The 22,545-nt window shown below is 36.1% G+C and carries 23 protein-coding genes; 18 read left to right on the plus strand and 5 right to left on the minus strand.

Annotation, left to right across the window (positions count from 1 at the left end; all coding sequences use genetic code 11):
• From HRT72_05165 to tsaB, 18 genes are all read left to right on the plus strand, one after another.
• Positions 1 to 326, plus strand: a 326-nt coding sequence (locus HRT72_05165) for a histidinol dehydrogenase (protein NQY67099.1), incomplete at its 5' end; no start/stop codon positions are given.
• Positions 326 to 1,381, plus strand: coding sequence for a histidinol-phosphate transaminase (hisC, locus tag HRT72_05170; protein NQY67100.1), 1,056 nt, complete (start codon positions 326 to 328; stop codon positions 1,379 to 1,381). The genes HRT72_05165 and hisC, both read left to right, overlap by 1 nt.
• The gene (gene hisB / locus HRT72_05175) at positions 1,378 to 2,466 is read left to right on the plus strand and encodes a bifunctional histidinol-phosphatase/imidazoleglycerol-phosphate dehydratase HisB (protein ID NQY67101.1); all 1,089 of its coding nucleotides are present in this window, start codon (positions 1,378 to 1,380) and stop codon (positions 2,464 to 2,466) included. The genes hisC and hisB overlap by 4 nt, the downstream gene beginning before the upstream one ends.
• Positions 2,467 to 2,468: 2 nt before the next feature.
• A complete protein-coding gene (gene hisH / locus HRT72_05180; GenBank protein ID NQY67102.1) occupies positions 2,469 to 3,053 on the plus strand; it encodes an imidazole glycerol phosphate synthase subunit HisH in 585 nt (194 codons plus the stop codon).
• A complete protein-coding gene (hisA, locus tag HRT72_05185) occupies positions 3,054 to 3,767 on the plus strand; it encodes a 1-(5-phosphoribosyl)-5-[(5-phosphoribosylamino)methylideneamino]imidazole-4-carboxamide isomerase (protein NQY67103.1) in 714 nt (237 codons plus the stop codon).
• Between the two features lie 2 nt (positions 3,768 to 3,769).
• Complete coding sequence (hisF, locus tag HRT72_05190; GenBank protein NQY67104.1) at positions 3,770 to 4,525, plus strand: imidazole glycerol phosphate synthase subunit HisF; 756 nt, start codon at positions 3,770 to 3,772, stop codon at positions 4,523 to 4,525.
• Positions 4,526 to 4,529: 4 nt separating this feature from the next.
• Entirely contained in the window at positions 4,530 to 5,126 is a 597-nt protein-coding gene (locus tag HRT72_05195; GenBank protein NQY67105.1) for a bifunctional phosphoribosyl-AMP cyclohydrolase/phosphoribosyl-ATP diphosphatase HisIE, read from the plus strand.
• Positions 5,127 to 5,134: 8 nt separating this feature from the next.
• The gene (locus tag HRT72_05200; protein ID NQY67106.1) at positions 5,135 to 6,901 is read left to right on the plus strand and encodes an SLC13 family permease; all 1,767 of its coding nucleotides are present in this window, start codon (positions 5,135 to 5,137) and stop codon (positions 6,899 to 6,901) included.
• A gap of 2 nt (positions 6,902 to 6,903) precedes the next feature.
• Complete coding sequence (gene cysQ / locus HRT72_05205) at positions 6,904 to 7,707, plus strand: 3'(2'),5'-bisphosphate nucleotidase CysQ (protein ID NQY67107.1); 804 nt, start codon at positions 6,904 to 6,906, stop codon at positions 7,705 to 7,707.
• 40 nt (positions 7,708 to 7,747) lie between these two features.
• Positions 7,748 to 8,836, plus strand: a complete 1,089-nt coding sequence (gene gmd / locus HRT72_05210) for a GDP-mannose 4,6-dehydratase (protein ID NQY67108.1) — start codon at positions 7,748 to 7,750, stop codon at positions 8,834 to 8,836.
• 4 nt (positions 8,837 to 8,840) lie between these two features.
• A complete protein-coding gene (locus HRT72_05215; protein ID NQY67109.1) occupies positions 8,841 to 9,776 on the plus strand; it encodes a GDP-L-fucose synthase in 936 nt (311 codons plus the stop codon).
• A 20-nt stretch (positions 9,777 to 9,796) separates the two neighbouring features.
• Entirely contained in the window at positions 9,797 to 11,389 is a 1,593-nt protein-coding gene (locus HRT72_05220; protein NQY67110.1) for a hypothetical protein, read from the plus strand.
• Positions 11,390 to 11,458: 69 nt separating this feature from the next.
• Entirely contained in the window at positions 11,459 to 12,517 is a 1,059-nt protein-coding gene (locus tag HRT72_05225) for an undecaprenyl/decaprenyl-phosphate alpha-N-acetylglucosaminyl 1-phosphate transferase (GenBank protein ID NQY67111.1), read from the plus strand.
• A gap of 6 nt (positions 12,518 to 12,523) precedes the next feature.
• Positions 12,524 to 14,125 carry a hypothetical protein gene (locus HRT72_05230; protein NQY67112.1) on the plus strand — a complete coding sequence of 534 codons (1,602 nt, stop codon included), beginning with the start codon at positions 12,524 to 12,526 and terminating at the stop codon, positions 14,123 to 14,125.
• An 8-nt stretch (positions 14,126 to 14,133) separates the two neighbouring features.
• On the plus strand, positions 14,134 to 14,766 hold the full coding sequence (locus tag HRT72_05235) for an SCO family protein (GenBank protein ID NQY67113.1): 633 nt from the start codon (positions 14,134 to 14,136) through the stop codon (positions 14,764 to 14,766).
• On the plus strand, positions 14,766 to 15,311 hold the full coding sequence (locus HRT72_05240) for a DUF420 domain-containing protein (GenBank protein NQY67114.1): 546 nt from the start codon (positions 14,766 to 14,768) through the stop codon (positions 15,309 to 15,311). Before HRT72_05235 ends, HRT72_05240 begins: the two co-directional genes overlap by 1 nt.
• 10 nt (positions 15,312 to 15,321) lie before the next feature.
• The gene (locus HRT72_05245) at positions 15,322 to 16,674 is read left to right on the plus strand and encodes a TolC family protein (protein NQY67115.1); all 1,353 of its coding nucleotides are present in this window, start codon (positions 15,322 to 15,324) and stop codon (positions 16,672 to 16,674) included.
• 1 nt (position 16,675) lies between these two features.
• Complete coding sequence (gene tsaB, locus HRT72_05250; protein ID NQY67116.1) at positions 16,676 to 17,401, plus strand: tRNA (adenosine(37)-N6)-threonylcarbamoyltransferase complex dimerization subunit type 1 TsaB; 726 nt, start codon at positions 16,676 to 16,678, stop codon at positions 17,399 to 17,401.
• Here the strand turns inward: tsaB and HRT72_05255 are convergent.
• The 5 genes from HRT72_05255 to HRT72_05275 all read right to left on the minus strand — a co-directional run.
• Positions 17,323 to 18,291 (minus strand): hypothetical protein, encoded by a 969-nt coding sequence (locus HRT72_05255; protein NQY67117.1) that lies wholly within the window; start codon positions 18,289 to 18,291, stop codon positions 17,323 to 17,325. The two genes, tsaB and HRT72_05255, sit on opposite strands and share 79 nt — an antisense overlap.
• Positions 18,292 to 20,403 carry a thioredoxin domain-containing protein gene (locus HRT72_05260; GenBank protein ID NQY67118.1) on the minus strand — a complete coding sequence of 704 codons (2,112 nt, stop codon included), beginning with the start codon at positions 20,401 to 20,403 and terminating at the stop codon, positions 18,292 to 18,294.
• Positions 20,404 to 20,492: 89 nt separating this feature from the next.
• Complete coding sequence (locus tag HRT72_05265) at positions 20,493 to 20,825, minus strand: hypothetical protein (protein NQY67119.1); 333 nt, start codon at positions 20,823 to 20,825, stop codon at positions 20,493 to 20,495.
• Positions 20,826 to 20,968: 143 nt separating this feature from the next.
• Positions 20,969 to 22,342: a dipeptidase gene (locus tag HRT72_05270; GenBank protein NQY67120.1), complete on the minus strand. Its 1,374-nt coding sequence runs from the start codon at positions 22,340 to 22,342 to the stop codon at positions 20,969 to 20,971.
• A 6-nt stretch (positions 22,343 to 22,348) separates the two neighbouring features.
• Positions 22,349 to 22,545 (minus strand): 2,3-bisphosphoglycerate-independent phosphoglycerate mutase (locus HRT72_05275; GenBank protein NQY67121.1); only part of this gene is annotated, 197 nt, incomplete at its 5' end.

Genomic DNA, 22,545 nt, shown 5'->3' on the forward strand with positions numbered 1-22,545 from the left:
ATGCTCCAGAGCATTTAATCCTTTGCGCAGATGAGCAGGATTATTTCGTCGATAATGTAATTAATGCGGGTTCGGTTTTTATTGGAGAATATACTCCTGAATCGGCAGGTGATTATGCATCAGGGACAAATCACACTTTACCTACAAATGGGTATGCTTCTGCTTATAGTGGTGTATCTGTAGATAGTTTTGTGAAAAAAATCACCTATCAAAAGATAACAAAAGAAGGGTTAAGGAAATTAGGACCAGTAATCGAAATCATGGCTGAGGCCGAAGAATTGATTGGTCACAAGAATGCTGTAAGTGTTAGATTGAAGACATTGTAATGTTTGATTTAGATAAAATAGTTAGAAGTAATATCAAAGCAGTTACTGCGTATTCGTCTGCTCGAGATGAATTTAGCGGTGAGGCTAAGATATGGCTTGATGCAAATGAAAATGCCTTGGGATCTGCCACGGATAAGAATTACAATCGATATCCTGACCCTGCACAATCTGCTATTAAAACTCGATTGAAAGCAATAAAAGGTGTTTCTGAAGATCAAATATTTTTAGGAAATGGAAGCGATGAGGCAATAGATCTTTTAGTCAGAGCTTTCTGCGAGCCGGGTCAGGATAACATAATTATCCTGCCTCCTACATATGGGATGTATACTGTGTCTGCCGCTATAAACAACGTTGAAGTAAAAGAAGTGCCTTTGACCGATTCGTTCGAATTAGATACAGAAAAAATTATTGATTCTATAGATTCAAAAACTAAACTTCTTTTTGTTTGTTCTCCGAATAATCCAACTGGAAATTGCCTTGCAAAGGAGTCTATTAAAATCTTGTTGAATAACTTCAATGGCTTGGTAGTTATTGACGAAGCATACATTGATTTTGAAGAGGATAAAAGTTGGTTGAAGGAATTAGATGCTTATTCAAACTTGGTGATAATGCAAACGTTTTCAAAAGCTTGGGGGTTAGCTGGAATTCGATTAGGAATGGCCTTTGCAAGCGAAGAAATTATCGATATTTTAAACAGAATTAAACCACCTTATAATATAAACCAAGTTACCCAGGATATTGCATTGGACGCGTTGTCAGAAGTAAATATTGCTAAGAAAAACGAGATGGTTGCATTTTTAAATGCAGAGAAATTATTATTGGGTCTTCAGCTTAGAAAAATAAGTCAGGTCCAAAAGGTTTATCCATCTGATTCTAACTTTTTACTTGTAAAAATGTATAATGCCAAATTGATTTACGATCAGTTGGTAAGCAATGAAATTGTGGTGAGAGATAGGTCAAAAGTTTTATTGTGTGATAACTGTTTAAGAATCACAATTGGAACAGAAGAAGAAAACGAAGCGCTTATAAACGCATTAGAAAATATTATATCATGAGTAAAAAAGTATTATTTATAGATAGAGATGGTACAATAATCCTTGAGCCGGCCGATGAGCAAATTGATGCTTTCGAAAAGCTTCGGTTTTATCCAGGCGTGATCAAGAACTTAGCATTTATTGCGAGCAACTTGGATTACGAGTTGGTGATGGTAAGTAATCAAGATGGATTGGGAACGGACTCTTTTCCAGAAGAGACATTCTGGCCGACACACAATTTGATTTTGGATATTTTGAAATCAGAAGGTATTGAGTTTTCAGAGATACTTATTGATAAATCTTTGCCTGCAGATAATGCTCCAACCCGGAAGCCAAGAACAGGAATGATGACGGCATATTTGGAAGGGGATTACGATTTAGCCAACTCTTTTGTAATTGGAGATCGAGCAACAGATGTAGAGCTTGCTAAAAATATGGGGACAGGCTCAATCTTTATTGGAGATCAAAACGATGAAGCCTCTCTGTCTACTAAAAGTTGGGATGAGATTTATACATTTTTAAAGAAGTCACTGCGAAAAACAACAATTACTAGAAAAACTAGCGAGACGGATATTAATATAGATCTAGTCCTAGATGGAACTGGTATTGGCAGGATGGATACCGGTATTGATTTCTTTGATCATATGTTGGAGCAAATTTCTAAACATGCAAGTTTAGATTTGAGTGTTATCGTGAAAGGGGATTTGAACATAGATGAGCACCACACGATAGAAGATACTGCAATTGCATTAGGAGAAGCTTTCGCAAAGGCATTAGGGAATAAAATGGGTATCCAAAGATATGGGTACTGTTTGCCTATGGATGACTGTTTAGCTCAAGTAGCAATCGATTTTGGTGGTAGAAATTGGTTAGAATGGGATGCTGAGTTCAAGCGCGAAATGATTGGTAAAATGCCAACAGAAATGTTCTTCCATTTCTTTAAATCCTTTACGGATGGAGCGAAATGTAACTTGAACATCAAGGCTGAGGGAGAAAATGAACACCACAAGATCGAAGCAATTTTTAAGGCCTTAGCTAAAGCAATTGGAATGGCGGTAGCTCAAACGGGGAAAGATCAAATACCTAGTACCAAAGGAGTATTGTAGAAATGGAGATTGCAATTATTAAATATAATTCGGGCAATGTGCAGTCTGTGAAGAATGCCATGGACCGTATTGGTGTGGATACGATCGTGACAGATGACATCAAAATCATTGAGAGTGCCGATAAAGTAATTTTTCCAGGTGTGGGAGAAGCTAGCACCGCTATGTCTTATTTGAAGGAAAGAGGCTTGGATGAAGTGCTTATGAACTTGAAGCAACCCGTTCTTGGCATCTGCCTGGGTTTGCAATTAATGTGTAATTACAGCGAAGAGGGAGATACGGATTGCATGGGAATCTTTGATATTGATGTAAAGAAATTTCCACCAAAGGATAAAGTGCCTCACATGGGTTGGAATACAATTACAAACCTTACTGGAGACTTATATATAGACATCAAAGAAGAGAGTTATGTCTACTTTGTACATAGCTTCTATGCGGAGCAATCGGATAATGCCATCTCGCAAACAGATTTTATATTACCATACAGCTCAAGTATTCAGAAAGATAATTTTTATGCTACACAGTTTCACTTGGAGAAAAGTGGAGAGATTGGACAGCAGATATTAAAGAATTTTATAGCGATTAAGTAGATGAGAATTATTCCAGCGATAGATTTGATTGATGGTAAGTGCGTGCGATTAACACAGGGCGATTACAATCAGAAGAAAATATACAACGAAAGCCCATTGGAGGTTGCTAAGGAATTCGAGGCTGCAGGTATTGAATATTTGCACCTTGTAGATTTGGATGGTGCTAAAGCAGGTCATGTTGTAAACATTGATGTAATTGAAACAATCTGTAAGAACACAAACTTGAAAGTTGATTTCGGAGGAGGTATTCAAAGCAATGAGGATATTGAAAAGGTTTTTAATTGTGGTGTAAAGCAGATCACAGGAGGAAGTATAGCTGTTCGAAACCAAGATATGTTTATCGGTTGGATTAAGAAATATGGAACTGAGAAGATCATTTTGGGAGCTGATGTTATCGGAACTAAAATTGCTATTTCTGGATGGCAAGAAGAGACAACAACGGAATTGGTAGACTTCTTGTCTTTCTATGTAGAGAAAGGCATTCAATATGTAATATGTACCGATGTAGCAAAAGATGGTTTGCTAGCAGGAACTTCAATGGCTCTTTATACAGAGTTGATGAGTCAGTTTCCAGCACTTAAGCTAATCGCTAGTGGAGGTGTTACGAATTTGGAAGAATTGGATGTACTTAAAGAAATAAATGTAGATGGTGCTATCATCGGCAAAGCGATTTATGAAGGAAAAATTAAAATTGAGGACTTAGCGGTCGTATAGTTATGCTTACGAAAAGGATTATACCCTGTTTGGATATCAAGAATGGAAGAACCGTTAAAGGGGTTAACTTCCTAGAACTTAGGGATGCTGGCGATCCTGTAGAGCTTGGACGTGCTTATGCCGAACAAGGAGCCGATGAGCTCACATTTTTAGATATTACGGCAACAATTGAGGGTAGATCTACTTTCGTGGAATTAGTAAAGAGAATATCAAAAGAGGTTAATATTCCATTTACTGTTGGAGGAGGAGTTTCTAGTATTCAAGATGTTGGTGTTTTGTTAAATTCAGGGGCGGATAAGATTACCATCAATTCTGCTGCGGTTAAAAATCCAGAGTTGATCACCGAATTAGCAAATGAGTTTGGAAGTCAATGTATTGTAGTTGCAATTGATACGAAATTCGAAAATGACCAATGGATGGTCTATACGCACGGAGGAAGAAAGGTAACTAAGAAAGAAACCATTGAATGGGCTGCAGAAATTGAATCGAGAGGAGGAGGAGAAATCTTGCTTACTTCCATGAACAATGATGGAACGAAAGGTGGATTTTCATGTGATATTACAAAGGATGTTTCTGAGGCGACAAATATTCCGATTATAGCATCAGGAGGAGCTGGTTCTATGGAGCACTTTTTAGAAGTATTTAATGATGCGGAAGCAGATGCAGGTTTGGCTGCTAGCATTTTCCATTTTAAGGAAATAGAAATCCAAAAATTGAAGCAATATTTGTACGAAAATAATGTCCCGATGAGGATATAAGGTTATGGAAGTAGATTTTAATAAAGGAGATGGCTTAGTGCCCGTTATCATTCAAGACAATGAAACCAATAAGGTTTTAATGTTGGGTTATATGAATGAGGAAGCGTTAACCAAAACGAAAGAAGAGAATAAGGTAACATTCTTTAGTAGGTCTAAAAATAGGCTATGGACAAAGGGTGAGGAATCAGGTAATTTCCTGATTGTCGAAGAAATTTTAGTCGATTGCGATAATGATACAATTCTTATTAAAGCGTTGCCTAAAGGCCCAACATGTCATACTGGGGATGATACTTGCTTCAAAGAAGTAAATGATAATAGTGATGCTTTTTTAACTTATTTGGAAGGTGTAATTAAAGACCGGAAAGAAAACGGCCCAGGCGAGTCTTATACTAATTCATTGTTTCAGAAAGGGATGAATAAAGTTGCCCAGAAAGTGGGAGAAGAGGCTGTTGAGTTGGTTATTGAAGCGATGATGGAGAATAATGAAGCTGATTTTAGAAATGAAGCGGCCGATTTAATATTCCATTACCTTGTACTACTTCGTGCTCGTGGAGTAGATTTATCGGAAATAACAGCAGTATTAAAAGAGCGACATAAGTAAGCAGAAAGATGACTTTTGATATAGTAATTGTACTATTAGTAATCGTATTTCTTATTGTATTCCTTTATACAGGATACCTTAGGCCAGCACTTACATTTGTTATTGCGATAACAACTTTTATTCTTACAGGAATTTTAGAACCGAAAGAGGCTTTGGCCGGTTTCGCAAATGAGCAACTAGCGGTTATAATGTTGCTCCTTACAATTGGTAACGTAATTCAAAAAACGTCCTTTAATGATTTCTTGTTTAAGCAGGTTTTTAGTGGGGTAAAAACAAAGAATGGTTTTATGGCTCGGATGATGATTGCTGTTGCCACAATATCAGCATTCTTTAATAATACTCCGCTTGTGGCTCTTGTGATGCCTAACGTTTACGATTGGTGTAAGAAGAATGATATATCCCCTTCAAAATTATTGATCCCCCTTTCTTATGCTGCGATATTAGGGGGATGTGTTACTTTAATTGGTACTTCAACAAACCTTATTGTGAACGGAATAGCTATGGAAAATGGTTTACCGTCCTTAGATATTTTTGATTTTTTCTACGTTGGATTTCCAATGATGATTGTTGGAATCATCTTTCTGATGATTTTTGGAAATAAACTTTTACCAGATAATGATGTTGTAAGTGAGCATTTTGAAAAAAGCTCACGTGAGTATCTCATTGAAACTCATGTTTCTTTTGAATCTGTTCTCATAGGGCAGACTATCGAAGAAGCAAATCTTAGAAACCTAAAGGATTTATTCTTGGTAGAAATTGTTAGAGGTAAACAAAAAATCACACCTGTTGCTCCTGATGAGAAAATTCATACTGGGGATAAATTAATTTTTACTGGTAATACAGAAGCAGTAGCGGATTTCATAAACCCTATTGAAGGACTTGGTTTGCCGGAAGAGGCTGAACTTCGTGAGCAAGGAAATATTGATGTTACTGAGGTTATTATATCGCAAAACTCGAGTCTGTCTGGCAGAAAAATTAAAAACACAGACTTTCGTGGAAAGTATAATGGTTCTGTTATCGCAGTACATAGAAATGGGGATAAGCTGTCTGGGAAAATTGGTGATATTATTTTGAAGGCTGGAGATGTTCTGCTTGTTCTCGCTGGTAGTGATTTTGTTAAACGCGCTAGTGTTGGTCAGGCGTTTTATTTTATGGACAAAGTACGTGAATATAGCAATGTAGACGTACGTAAGGTAGGAGTGCTTATTACCGGAATCATATTAGCAATAGGGCTATCTGCCTTAGGATATGTCCCATTGTTTTCATCACTAGCGGTTCTTTTAATATTAATTGTGACATTGAAAATTGCCACGTTTCCTTCAATCAAACAGAGCATAGATTTTAATCTGTTGTTTATTATTGGACTTGGATTGGCGCTGGGAAAGGCTATGCAAAATTCCGGAGCGGATTCTCTAATTGCCGAGGGTTTTCATATGATTATCGAGCCATTAGGAGTGATGGGCTTATTTATTAGTTTGTTTTTAGTTACGAATGTGTTATCGTCTTTTATGACAGGAAAGGCAGCAGTTGCTCTTATGTTTCCGGTAGGACTTGCGATAATTACGGAATTGGGTATACCTCACGAACCATTTGTATTGTTGATTGCATTCTCTGCATCCGCTAACTTTTTAACTCCAATTGGATATCAAACTAACCTTATGGTATATGGCCCAGGAGGATATTCGTTTGGAGATTTTTTCAAAATAGGATTACCTCTCACATTAATCTATATGATTACTTGTGTGTTGATCTTAATGTACACGTATAATTTATAATAATGGCAGATTTGAATAGCTTGCTTTTAGCAGCAGTGGAGGCCAGTTTAGAAGCTGGAAAAGAAATAATGGATGTATATAAATCAGATGATTTAGGCGTTGAGATTAAAGAAGATAATTCTCCTTTAACATTAGCGGATAAAAGGGGTAATGACAAGATCATGGAAATCCTTGAAAGTACCAATTTGCCTACGCTAAGCGAAGAGGGTAAAAGCATTGCTTACGATGAAAGAAAGGATTGGGAAATGTTTTGGATGATTGATCCTTTAGATGGTACGAAAGAGTTTGTGAAACGAAATGGAGAGTTTACCGTTAATATTGCTCTAATCAAGGCAAACACACCAGTCATGGGCGTAATTTACGTTCCTGTTAAAGAGGAACTGTATTTTTCATCGGAAGAGATAGGAGCTTACAAACTAGATGACATTACATCATTAGGGGATTTATCTATAGATGATTTGATATCTAAGTCAGATAAACTTCCAAAGGGAAATGGGAGCACTAAGTTTACTGTTGTAGGAAGTCGATCACACAAGTCGGTAGAAACAGAAGAATGTATTAATCAACTTTCTGAAAAGCATGGCGATATTGAAATGCTTTCTATTGGTAGTTCTTTAAAGCTTTGTATGGTTGCCGAAGGAAGGGCTAATGTTTATCCAAGATATGCGCCTACTATGGAATGGGATACAGCGGCAGGGCATGCTATAGCGTTAGGAGCGGACAAAAATGTAATCGATTACTCTACGAATGAACCGATGTTATACAATAAAGAGAATCTATTAAACAATTGGTTTACAGTACAGTAGGTCAAGTTAATTGTGGTAAATCCATAAAACTAAACAGGATATGGCGAAGAAAGCATTAATAACAGGCATTACAGGTCAGGATGGAGCATATTTGGCTGAGCTCTTACTAGGGAAGGGTTATGAGGTCCATGGGATCAAAAGAAGAAGCTCTTCTTTCAACACTAGCCGTATAGATCATTTGTACCAAGATCCGTTGGAAAATAATGTGAATTTTTATTTGCATTATGGTGATTTAACCGATTCTACCAATCTTATTAGAATAGTTCAGGACGTTCAACCAGATGAGATTTACAATCTTGCTGCTCAGTCGCATGTAAAAGTATCTTTTGAAACACCTGAGTATACCGCGAATGCGGATGCAATAGGCTCTTTAAGGATTTTGGAGGCGATTCGTATTTTGAAATTAGAAAAAAAGACAAAATTCTATCAAGCCTCAACTTCCGAGATGTATGGTTTGGTACAAGAAGTTCCTCAAAGTGAAACAACACCTTTCTATCCAAGAAGTCCATATGGTGTTGCCAAATTGTATTCTTACTGGATCGTTAGAAATTATAGAGAGGCATATGGAATGCATGCTTCAAACGGAATTTTATTTAACCATGAGAGTCCTATAAGAGGAGAGACTTTTGTGACTAGGAAAATTACACGTGGTGTAGTTCGAATTAAACTAGGCTTGCAGAAAAAGATCTTCTTGGGTAACATTAATGCGGAAAGAGATTGGGGACATGCAAAGGATTATGTTGAGGGCATGTGGAGGATGTTGCAACAAGAAGAGCCGGATGATTATGTTCTTGCAACTGGAGTTAAAGTAAGTGTTCGAGACTTTGTGAAAATGGCTTTCAAAGAAGTAGATATCGATATAAGGTGGGAAGGAGAGGCTGATAATGAGAAGGGAATTAATGTTGCCACTGGAGACGTAATTATTGAGGTAGATACCAAATATTATAGACCCACTGAAGTGGAAATTTTATTAGGCGATGCTTCTAAGGCGAAAAGGATCTTAGGCTGGGAGTCAACACATACTCTTGCCGATTTGGTAAAGGATATGGTTCAAAGTGATATGAAAGATGTTCAACGAGATAAATACTTATTAGACGGAGGTCATAAAGTAGTAGACTTTAACGAGTAGTTAGGTGGAGCTAAACGATAAAATATATGTTGCAGGCCATCGAGGAATGGTTGGTAGTTCTATAGTTCGAAAACTCGAATCAGAAGGATTCACGAATATTGTTACAAGAACATCTTCGGAATTAGACCTTACGAATCAACTGGAAGTAACAACGTTTTTTGAGAAAGAAAAGCCGGAATACGTGTTTCTTGCGGCTGCAAAAGTTGGAGGTATTCATGCGAACAATATCTATGGTGGTCAATTCATTTATGAAAATATAATGATTGAGGCAAACGTAATTCATCAAGCACATATTAATGGAGTAAAGAAATTGGCATTCCTTGGTTCTTCTTGTATCTATCCTAAAATGGCTGCACAACCAATGAAAGAGGAAAGTCTTTTGACGGGAACTTTGGAGCCAACGAACGAACCATATGCTATTGCTAAAATTTCCGGTATAAAGATGTGTGAAGCATACAATGCTCAATATGGAAGTTATTTTATCTCTCTGATGCCAACGAATCTTTATGGGCCAAACGATAACTACGACCTTCAGAATTCACATGTTCTGCCAGCACTACTAAGAAAGATTCATACTGCCAAAATAAATGGGGATACTAGTGCTGAGGTTTGGGGTTCTGGAAACCCTAAGAGAGAGTTTCTTCATGTAGATGACTTAGCAGAAGCGACTTTCTTTTTAATGCAAGAATATGATGATGCCAGTTTAGTGAATATAGGCACAGGTGAGGATTTATCAATTCGAGAACTTGCCGAAATGATTTGTGATGTAGTTGGGTTTGATGGGAATTTAAAATTTGATCCTTCTATGCCAGATGGTACTCCTAGAAAACTCTTGGATGTTTCAAAATTGAAGAACCTCGGTTGGTCGTATAAGATTAACTTAAAGGATGGAATCAGGGATGTTTATGCGAATGTTCTTGAAACAGAGTTATTTGCATAACATCTTTTTTACTAGCTAATTTGAGAAAACGATTATTAGTAATTCTCCTTGCTTTATTCTTTAGCGTAAATGCTGAATCACAAGGAAATTATTTCCATTTGGGTAGAGTATATTCCCAAGGGTATAGTTCTAAGCTAAATCAATTAGATACCATTTCTCATTCAAGTGTAAGACCATTAAACTCACGATGGACAAATGAAGCTATTACACAATTTGAAGTGGATAGTAGTAAATCAGGATGGTTATACAGAAAATTTAAAAGAGATCACTTGATCGACCTAAGGTCGGAAGGTTTTAGTTTGACAATAGACCCATTGTTTAATTTTAATTATGGTAAGGATATCGAAGACAACAGTGCCCGAGCTCAAGAAATACACTTTGTCACTAATACGCGAGCAGCAATTGTAACCGGGAGAATAGGAGAAGCTGTCACCTTTAGTTCTTCATTCTATGAAAATCAAACTTACTTTCGGGGTTATATTGATGATCATATTAGAGGTAAATCCGCAACAGATGGGTATGGACGTCTAACAGGAATTGTTCCTGGACAAGGAAGGGTTAAGGCATTTAAAGAACAAGGGTTCGATTATGCAATTGCTTCAAGTAATGTAACCATAACGCCGAATAAGAGATGGAGCCTTAGTTTGGGTAACGGGAAGCATTTTATAGGTGATGGGTATCGTTCGTTGTTTTTATCGGATAATGCTTCGAATTACCCCTTTTTAAGTACTACTTTGAAATTAGGTAAACTGCAATACACAACCATTTATTCGACCCTTCAGAACTATTATAGAATGCCGGGGTTTGCTACAGCAGATGCTTTGTTTCAAAGGAAGAATGCCAACTTTAGTTATTTGAGTTGGAATGTTTCCCCCAAGGTGCAGATTGGTTTTTTTGAAGGGATAATATGGGAATCACAATCAGTGGATGGATCTAATATATCTACATTTAATTATAATTATTTAAACCCCGTTATTTTTACAAGATCTCTTCAATATTCTTTGGACTATAGAATTAATGCGTTGGTTGGGGTAAGTGCAAAAGCAAAATTATTTGAAGGGGGTGTGCTCTATGGGCAGCTGATGATCGATGAATGGAACAAACGGAAGAAAACGGGTTATCAAGTGGGTTTAAAGATATTTAATGCGTTTCGTATTCCTCAACTGTATGCTCAGGTGGAATACAACACTATTTCCGCATTCTCTTATTCTCAGGTCGATTCATCCCAAAGTTACGGGCATATGTATGATGCTTTGGCTCACCCAATGGGAGCCAACTTTAATGAAGCAGTAGCAATTGTTAATTATAATTGGAAGGATGTAAGATTTGGAGTTAAATACGTTATTGCGACAAAACCTGTTGATTCATTAAATAGAAATGTTGGAAACAATATTTTTAGATCCGAATATTATGCAACTTCAATCAAGGGAATAAAGAGCGATGTGAGTTATTTGGACGTAAACGTTTCTTATTTACTTAACCGTAAAACGGATATGAGAATTACATTAGGTCTGTCTACAAGAAAATATAAATACGACAATATTCAAGAGATAAGCCATTTTGTATACGTTGCCTTTAGGACCTCGTTAGCAAATAGTTACTTTGACTTCTAGCACTATAAATGCAATTATTAAGGATGGAGGACGTGATATTTAGTAAATTCGTAGTACCAAACAATACATATGGTAATAGGTAGCTTAGTATTAGGTTTTTTAACCTCTTTTTTCGTAGTGCTTTTCATTGTTCCTTCTTTAATAAAGGTAGCGGAACTGAAAAATCTTTATGATGAGCCAGGAGATGATAGGAAATTGCATAGCAAGAAAATTCCATCGATAGGAGGAATTATCATTTTTGCGGCAACATTATTCTCTTATTCCTTGTGGTACCCAGATGACGACATTGGTAAGTTTAAATACATTATATCTTCTTTATTGATATTATTTTTTGTTGGTGCCAAAGATGATATTATAGGAACGGCTCCAGTAAAGAAGTTGTTGGCTAATTTTATTGTAGGGCTGATGCTCGTATTAATGGCGAATATCCGTATAACAAGTCTTCATGGGATTTTCGGGGTGCTTGAAATTCCTTATTGGGCAAGTGTATTCCTTTCGTTGTTCACTTATGTTGTTATCATTAATTCGTTAAACTTAATTGATGGTGTTGATGGTCTTGCTAGTGGCGTTGGAATAGTGGCAACAGTGTCATTTGGAACTTGGTTTTATATTTCAGGATCTGATTTACTTATGGCGAGTCTTGCATTTTCTCTTGCAGGGGCGTTGTTTGCTTTTTTGTTTTTCAACTTCTCTCCAGCCAGGATTTTCATGGGCGATTCGGGATCGTTAACAATAGGTTTGATAATAGCCATACTAGCCTTTGAACTGATTGAATATGATAAGGCGGATTTGCCTACCGAGTTAATGGGGATATCAAAGCCCGTATTTGCTATAGCGGTATTGATATATCCTTTGTTAGATGTGTTTCGAATATTTATGTATAGAACTATTAAAGGGTTGTCTCCATTTAATCCGGATAAAAAACACATACATCATAGATTGCTTTTAGTAGGACTTAATCATCGTCAGACGGTTATAACCATATATATATATAATGTTTTTATTATTGGATTGTGCATATTAACAAGAAATATGGATCCTAGTCAGTCGTTGATGATTGTTTTAGGTACAGCAATGATGCTTGTGCAGATCCCATTTTTCTTGAAAAAGAAAGAGAAAATAAATTAAGGGCCGGTGCGACTTCTGTTAATCGCTACTATTAGTTTTCAGTTACTCATCTCTTTAATGAGCTTTGGGCAAAATGGTCCAACCAATTATCCCTTTCTAATATCTCAGAAAATAGATAATCAGTTAAATAATGTTGATGTTGAATTTCATTCGTCGATAAAGCCCTATACACACACTCACTTATCTGAGTATGTCAAAATCGATTCTCTAATTGAGAACCTATCTATAGGAACAGGTTCTAGTATTATGAAGATGCTTATGTTAAAGCATGTTCTTGAAAAAAAGACAGAGAGATATAAATTTTCAGTAGATCCAATTATTACTACTCAGGCAGGTTATGGAAAGAATATATTATCCACACTATCAACTGGTTTAGCAGTGAAACTTGATATTGGAGAGAAATGGAGATTTGGTGGTACGTACGCATCATCGCTCGATCGCCTGCCACAAACAAATAGAAATTTCGCATTAGAGAACAGAGTAATTCCTAATAGTGGATTTGCTTCACCTTTAGATTCGAAGAAGAAGGATAGTATAAGTTTTGGTAGTAGATACTGGGAAGGATTTGCTGCTTATTCCCCTTCAAAACATTTTGACATTTCTGTGGGTAATGGTAAGAATTTTATTGGCGACGGCTATCGATCCCTCTTTTTATCTGACTTTTCCAATAGCTATCCATATGTAAAAGTTTTAACCAAATTTTGGAAGATTAACTATGTGAACTTGTTCATGAACTTCAAGGATATTTCAAACGGAACAAATTATTTCAACTCAAAAAACAAGTATGCCTCAGTTCATTATTTAAGCTGGAATATATCAAAAAGAGTAAATCTTGGAATTTTTGAGGCGGTGGTTTTCGAATCAAGGGATAGTACAAAAATGATGGGTTTTGACATTAACTACATCAATCCAATTATTTTTTTTAGACCTGTTGAGTATTCACTTGGATCAGCGGATAACGTGATGATGGGATGGAGTCTGAAGATTAAAATATTCAAGAAACAACAGATTTATTTTCAAATGATAATAGATGAGTTTTTAAAAAATCAGATGGTTCAGCGAACAAAATGGTGGGCGAATAAATATGGGCTCCAATTCGGGTTTAAAAGCTTCGATGTATTTAAGATAAATGGCCTCGACATGCAGATTGAGTATAATTTGGTAAGGCCATTTACATATTCGCATAATGCAGTAAGTCAAAATTACGGTCATTTCAATCAACCATTGGCTCATCCTTTTGGCGCAAACTTCATGGAGGGAATAGGCATTATTAATTACAATGCTAAACGATGGAATATTAATTCTAAAGTTGTTTATGCATATTATGGTTTAGATGCTGCAAGCGATTCATTGAGTTATGGGAAAGATATTTTTATATCAAATAAATTGAGAGTTAAGAAACAGAGAAATGTAATAGGACAAGGAGTACTGGAGCATTTACTAGTGTCTGAACTTAGCCTTACTTATTTAGTTAATTCTTACTCTAATTTAACTTTAGAGCTTAAATTTGTAAATAGGAATGCGATGTCATCAATAAAGAATGGGTCCACTAACTTTATTATGTTTGGGATTCGAACTAATGTATTAAAACGCTATTTCGACATATAATTAATAATATGAGAGTTTTGGGATTTGCATTGGCAGTTTTGATTTCCACGTTAATATTTTCATGTAAAAGTGAGAAGAGAGAAGGTTTGGAAATTTTTGGCCCCAAAACTGTGGATGCTAAGGGAGATACAGTTTATCATCGAGTAGGGGAGTTTAGCTTTGTAAACCATCTGGGTGATACAGTTGCTCGGGATCAGTATGAAAATCAGGTTTATATAGCGAATTTCTTTTTTGCCACCTGCCCAGAAATATGTCCTAAAATGCAGCATCAAATGTTGCGAGTTCAGGAGGCTTATAAGAAGACGAACAAGATTAAATTAATTTCTCATACCGTAAATCCAGAAAAGGATACGGTTGAGGTATTAGCTCAATATGCTTTAGATCTAGGTGTCGTAGATTCTACTTGGAATTTGGTTACAGGAGATAAGAAGGAGATATATGATTTGGCTAGATTCGGATATTTCGTAACAACCTTAGAAGGGGATGGTGGACCAACTGATTTTATACATAGCGATAAGTTTGTCTTAATTGATACTAAAGGACGGATAAGAGGATATTACATTGGTTTAGACAGCCTTGAGGTTGATAGATTGATTGTAGATATATGGGAGCTGATTAAATCTGAGAAAAGAAAAATATAATGGGAAATAAAGAGGATAATTTAATATGGAAAGTAGTGTTGGTGCTTTCTGTTGTTGTTTTTGGTGTAGTAGTTTTATTGTATAATTTACCTCAGCAATCCGAGATCCCGACATTTATATTCTCTCTGCCTAAGATTAATGCGTTAATAAATGCTACATGTTCTATTTTGCTTTTGATTTCTGTCTATTCAATAAAGAATAGAAAAGTAGCGATACATAAGGCTCTTAATTTAACAACGTTTGGTCTCTCAGCGCTATTCCTCGTTTTATATATTACTTATCATTCGTTTGGAATTGAGACTAAATACCCTGCTGATGCTCCTTTTAAGATGGTTTACTACTTTATTCTAATTACGCATATAATTTTAGCGGGCTTAGTATTGCCATTAATTTTAATGTCGTTTTATTTTGGTTTAAAGGGTAAGATCGATCAGCATAGGAAAATTACTAAATGGAGTTTCCCAATTTGGCTTTATGTTACCGTAACAGGTGTTGTAGTGTATCTGTTTATTTCCCCTTATTACAATTTTATAGACCTTCAATAAAATTGAATCTGTGCGGTTGAATCCTTTTATTCTTAGTCTTCTTTGTATTATTAGTTTTTCAATTAATGCACAAGCAGACTGGTCTCTTGATTCATGTATAGCTCACGCTGTTAAAGATAACATTCAAGTTAAATTGAGTGAGTTGGAGGCTCAAAGGGCCAAGTATCAATTAGAGCAATCTAAGTGGGACCTTCTTCCTAATTTGAATGGGAATATGTCTAACAGTTATAATATTGGTAAACGGATAGATCCTTTTACGAACACGTTTGCTTCTAAATCGGTTCGTTCAAATAATTTCAATTTGAGTTCTGGAGTTAATCTATTTAATGGTTTGTCTAGCTATAATACCATTAAGAAAAACAGTTATGATCTTAGAGCTAGTACTTACAATACCGAGGTAATTAAGAATAATATTTCTTTGAATATTGCGGCATTATTCCTTCAAATATTGTTAAACAAAGAGCTTGTTGGAGTTCAGCAAGAACAATTACTTCAATCCAAAGGACAATTAAAACGCATTACGAAACTTGTGGAAGCAGGGGTTCAAACACAATCTGATATTGCCAATATCGAATCGCAAAATGCATTGGAAGAATTGAATTTGATTAGTGCAGAGAATAATTTGAGTCTCTCTTATCTAGAGTTAAAGCAGCTTTTGGATATATCAACTAAAGATAATTTTTCAATAGTAACTCCAGACTTATCTCAAGTTTCGACAGACGTATTGGATTTCTCTGCAGAAATGATTTATGAGAGAGCAAGTAAAGATTATCCAACCATTAAGATGTCTGAAGAGCAGTTGCTAAGTAGGGAAACAGCATTGATCATTGCTAAAGCAGGATATGTCCCTTCGCTATCACTTAACGGTTCTATTGGTACTGGGTATTCTGGAGCTGATCAAGTATTAATAGATGAGCAACTTGGAACATTTCAAGTAAAATCGTTCAATAATCAGTTTAAAGACAATGTGTATAAATATGTTGGCTTATCTCTATCTGTTCCAATATTTAATCAATTCACTATTCGGAATTCTGTTAGAAATGCGGAGCTGAATGTTGAAAGCCAAAAGCTCTCGATTGAATTAGAAAAGAATAATCTTGAGAAAACAATTAGTACATCTCATGCCAATGCTGTAGCAGCGTTAAAAAAGTATAAGGTCTCAGGAAAAGCTGTAATCGCTTTAAAGGAGGCTTTCAGAAATACTTCGGTTAAGTATAATCAAGGAATGGTTGATTTTATTGAATACAGTAATGCTAAGAGTAATTTAACTAGAACAGAGTCGGAATTATTACAATCTAAATTTGATTATATTTTCAAGATCAAGATTTTGGATTTTTATCAAGGGAGACCACTTAAATTATAAGATGGCTTTATTATTACATATAGAGACCACAACCGAAATGTGTTCAGTTTGTATCTCCAAAGATGGTGAAGAGTTGGCCTCGAAAGAGCTAAACGATGGTTACTCGCATGCCGAGAACTTAAATACATTCATATTAGAAATACTGGAAGATGCGAAACTTACTCTTAGTGAGATTGACGGGATTGCAGTAAGTAAAGGTCCTGGGTCGTATACCGGACTTCGAATAGGAGTGAGCACTGCAAAAGGAATTTGCTTTGCACTGGATAAGCCTTTAATAGCAGTAAATACATTAAAAGCAATGGCTTTAGGAGTAAGTGAGTTGGCAACCGCCGATGATAAATCTTATATATGTCCGATGCTCGATGCAAGAAGGATGGAGGTCTACGCTGGTTTTTACACTAAAGAATTGGTAGTGGTTAGAGAAGTCTCGGCAGATATCGTGGACGATGTGATATATCGGGATCTACTGGATAAAAGTGAATGTGTGTTTTTTGGTCCGGGTGCAATGAAATGCAAACCTATATTGGAAGGTAATCCTAATGCTATTTTTATAGATGATATCTACCCATCGTCTAGGAATATGATAAAACTGGCCGAAGATAAATTTAACAATAAAGAGTTTGAGGACTTGGCTTATTTCGAACCGTTTTACCTTAAAGATTTTGTGGCTACTGTGTCCAAGGGGTCTAATCCTTCAATTAAGAAAGGGGTCTCTATGTCACGGTGATACCGGAATTCATATTTAATAATATAAATAATTCCACTTTTTTCATCTTTAAAAGTTCTCGACCTAATTGCATTGTCTTTAGAACTGTAGAAAATATAGTTTGCTTTCGTTTCATCAGAAGTTCTAAATGTTTCTTCTGTTAGATTATTCTTCAAATCATATTTGAATGAAATGTTCTTCGAACCACTTGCGGATTTTATGGATTGAATTATTAACCTGTTCAGCTCATCATATTGGTATCTCGTTGAGGATACCGTTCCTCCAATCGTTCGTCTGGTAATTTCTCGGATAAGGTTGCCCTCTGGTCCGTATACAAAATATACGGTCATAAAGACTTTGTTCAATTCATTGTAAAATTCCTTTTTGTACACTTTGTCATCAGGTCCATAGTAATAGGCAAACCTGTTTTTGCTTAAAGTCTCTTGTTTGTAGAATTCTACAGAATCTTTTGTAAATCCAGCTGTTTCTTTGATATATGATTTCTCTAATAGCTTTTCATTAGTATCGTATTTGTAATTGTAAATAAGACTGGTGTTGCCATAAGAAGTCTTTTCGGAGATTAGCATCCCATTGCCATAATCATAGTTAATTTTAATACTATCAATTCTTCCATATCTATTGTAATAGGAAAACTCTCGCGATGTTAATGTTCCGCTCCTATCAAAAGAGTATGTTCTGGATATTCCATTGTTTTGAACGGGGAAACCCGATTTTTTCTCCATTACAAGGCATCTAACTTCTGCAATACCTTCTTGTTCCATTACATCTTTATTGAATGCAAGTTTGTCTTTATATAATTGAGAATTTTTAAAATCAATTATTTGTCCATGAGAAACTTGTGCTGTAAAAATTGCAATCAGAATACAATATGTAATATGTATACTTCTCATTTAATGATTCATTTGGTTTAGCGCCTTACTTGGTTCTTCTGTGGGCATTTTGCATGTTTTGTCTAAACAGACATATATCATCGTACTTCCTTTTTGGTATTTGTTTTTAAGGAGAGGGAGTTCACTTTCTTTCTTAGAACCCATAAGTAGTTTATTTGGTACATATAGATTAAACAATTCGTTACGTTTTTGTTTAAAGTCATTTCCAAGAATGGCAATCTCGTAGTACGGCATTATTTTATTTGTCATAAGAATTCCCCAGTTAGAATAGCCTGACGCATAGCGCTGCATATCATCTTTAACATTATTTAACATTTGGATGCTTTTATCTGAATAATCCTTGTTATCAAGCAATAGGCCTAATTTGAATAACGATTTGGCCATGCTCGAACAAGATGCCGGAATAACATTATCATTTACTTCCATTTTTCGTGCAATAAGCTTTTTGTCAAGATCTGATGTAAAGAAGAACATCTTGCTTTCTGAATCGAAGAAATGCTCTATAGCATGTTGGGCTAGTTGATCGGCTTGGTTAATCCATTTTTCGTCAAAGGTTGCTTCATATAAGGCGATAAATGCTTCTATTGTAAAGGAGTAATCTTCTAAATAACCATTAATGGTAGTCCGACCATTTTTGTAACTATGATATATAGGGCCGTTTTTTTGAATCTGATGTTTGATGATGTAATTACCATTTTTCACTGCTATATCTAAATGTTTTTCGTTGCCTAATACGTTGTAGGCATCAACATATCCTTTTAGCATTAGGGCATTCCAAGAAGTAAGACATTTGTCATCTAAGCCAGGATGGACCCTTTTTTCACGTTCCTGAAGTAGAATTTTATTTTGCTCTTTGATGAAATTTTGTAATTTTTTTAAGTCTATTTTCTCTTTGGCTGCAAATTTTGCATCGCCAATATCTCTCAGAAGAATATTGTTACCATGTTCCCAGAGCGCTTTACCACCGATATTGTAGTACTTGGCGAACAGATCAAAGTCGCTTCCTAGAATAGATTTTAGATCTTCTTTTGTCCACACATAATACTTTCCTTCTTCACCTTCGCTATCTGCATCTAATGCTGAATAGAATGATCCAACAGGAGAGGTCATTTCTCTTTCAACAAATTCTAATGTTCCTGTTATGACTTCCTTGTAAAGAGGGTTTCTGGTGAGGTTATATGCCTCGGAATATAGAGAGACTAATTGCCCATTGTCGTACAACATCTTTTCAAAATGAGGGGCTTTCCAGATTTTATCTGTCGAATATCGCGCAAATCCACCGCCAATTTGATCGTAGATGCCGCCTAAAGCCATCTTTTCTAGAGTGAGATTAACAAAATCTAATATGGATTGATCTTTTGTAAGATTATAATATCGAAGTAAGAAGAGATAATTGTTAGGCATAGGGAATTTGGGTGCCCAAGTATTTCCTCCCTCTTTAAGATCGAATTTTTCTGACCAACCTTCCACGATAGTTTCTAAATTGGCTCTTTCAAAAACTGGATCTGATTTATTTATTTTTATTAACTCTGATTGCCTAATTCCTTGGGAAAGCTTTTCTGCGTAGTCAACTACTTCTTTATTTCTATTCGCATATGCATTGGAAACATCATTCAATGCTTTTTTCCATTGCTCTTTTTGAAAGTAGGTGCCACAGAAAAATGGTCTGCCATCGGGTAATGCAATGCAGTTTAGAGGCCATCCTCCACTTTGCTTAATAAGTTGAATAGCATTCATGTAAATCTGATCGATATCTGGTCTTTCCTCTCGATCAATCTTCACTGGGATAAACTGCTCATTCATGATTTTAGCAACTCCCTCATCTTCGAACGATTCATGCTCCATTACATGGCACCAATGACAAGCTGAATAGCCTATGCTAATTAATAATGGCTTGTTTTCATCTTTTGCACGCTGTAATGTCTCATCGTTCCATGCATTCCAGTTTACTGGGTTATGCGCATGCTGAAGCAAGTAAGGACTTGTTTCGTTTATTAAGTTATTGGTGTGCAGATGTTTTTGTTCTTCCAAATGCGGTTCTTTTACTTCTTGTGTACTACAAGAGTTAATAACAAAAAACGAGGCTAATAAATATCCTGTGAAAAATTTCATAACTGTGCTAATGCACAAAGTTAAATAGGCTTAGGGGCAGTAATTTGAAGGGATTGTAAAAGATATTGACTTGCTAACGTTAATAAACCTTAGAAGCTGTGAGAAAATTCGATTGGGACTTTCTTGCTGATACCCATAGATCTCACCTTGATATCGCCAACAAAATTGTAGTCTTTTTTGCCTCCACCGAAAGACATTATTGCGGCTAGTACACCTGAAATTCCGTCTATTTTAATTTCCACCTTAAACAAGTGTACATCTTCCGATTTCTTTTTAATTACTACGTTGTTCATGATTTTTGCGGTACCGATATTAGAATTTCCAGCGAGTACATTAATCTTTGAATCAACGATGGTAAATTTTAAACGGTTTTCATTTCTAATTTTTACTTGCAAATCAACACTACCTCCCGTTGCAGTCATTGTATTAATCTTAAACGATTCGACGCTTACAATTTCAGGTGGTACAATTTGATTGCACGCTACAATACTAACCGAGGCAATCAGTATGATTGAAATGAATGTTATTATTTGTGTTTTTGTCAATTTGAATTTCAAAGCAAGAGTTATTCTTTTAGCTCTCTGTAGTACTTGTAAAATAACGGAATAGTTTCTATCCCTTTGTAAAAATTAAATAACCCGTAATGTTCGTTAGGCGAATGTATAGCATCTGAGTTAAGCCCAAAGCCATATAGCACTGTTTTTAACCCAAGAACAGAATCGAAAAGAGCAACGATTGGGATACTGGCACCTTCGCGAGTGCAAATGGGTTTAACGCCAAATGCTTCCTCCATTGCAAGGCTGGCCGCTTCAATTTCCACTGAATCGGTTGGACACAATGCAGGTTCACCGCCGTGAAAGTCGGTTACTTTAACTTTTACAGAAGCAGGTGCGATCTTTTTAATATGATCTTCAAATAATTTAGAAATCTTCTTAGAATCTTGATTTGGAACTATTCGCATAGATATTTTGGCAGTCGCTTTCGATGCAATAACAGTTTTTGCGCCTTCTCCCATATAGCCTCCCCAAATCCCGTTTACATCTAGGCAAGGCCGAATTGTATTTCTTTCTATGGTGGTGTAACCAGCTTCGCCCTCTAGCTCATTTACGTCTAAGGCGCTTTTGTATTTTTCTATATCAAAAGGAATTTTTTTCATATCCTCTCTTTCTTCATCACTTGCTATTACCACATCGTCGTAAAATCTGGGAATTGTAATAAATCCGTTTTCGTCTTTTAGTGATGAAATCATATCACAAAGAATACCTATTGGGTTACCAACGGTGCCACCATAAACACCTGAATGCAAATCTTTATCAGGACCGGTAAGCTCCACTTCTAAGTAGCTAATACCTCGTAATCCAACAGTAATTGAAGGTGTTTCATTTCCAAGCATACTTGTGTCAGATATGATTACCATATCGGCTTTCAGTTTTTCTTTCTCGGAAGTAATGAAGCCTTCAAGATTTTCACTACCACATTCTTCTTCTCCTTCAATTAAAAATTTGAGATTGCAGTTTAGAGTATTCGTTTGCACCATTGCTTCGAAAGCTTTGATGTGCATAAACATCTGCCCTTTATCATCGCATGCGCCTCTTGCATATATTTTTTCATCTTTAATAACCGGCTCAAAAGGAGGGGAGGTCCATAGTTCAAGTGGCTCTGGGGGCTGAACGTCATAGTGACCGTAAACCAATACCGTAGGCAAGGAGTCGTCAATTATTTTATCTCCATAAACAATGGGGTAGCCAGCAGTCTCGCAAAGTTCAACATTGTCGGCTCCAGCAGTTTTTAGTAATTCAACAACTTTAATGGCGGTTTTTCGAACGTCATCTGCATAACTTGGATCTGTGCTTACAGAAGGAATTCGGAGCAATTGAAACAGTTCAGAGACAAATCGTTCTTTGTTCTCATCTAAGTACTTTAATATAGAATCTCTCATGTAATATTAATTTACAATGACATTGCCGGTCATTTCTTCTGGAATATCTAGTCCCATTAGTGTAAGTAAAGAAGGAGCAAGATCACCTAGTTTCCCATCTTCAATTACAGCGTGGTTGTCGTCAATCATAAATACAGGAACCAAGTTGGTCGTATGCGCTGTGTTAGGTGAACCATCTGCATTAACTGAATATTCAGCATTTC

Source organism: Flavobacteriales bacterium, from assembly GCA_013214975.1.
Classification (GTDB): Bacteria; Bacteroidota; Bacteroidia; order DT-38; family DT-38; genus DT-38.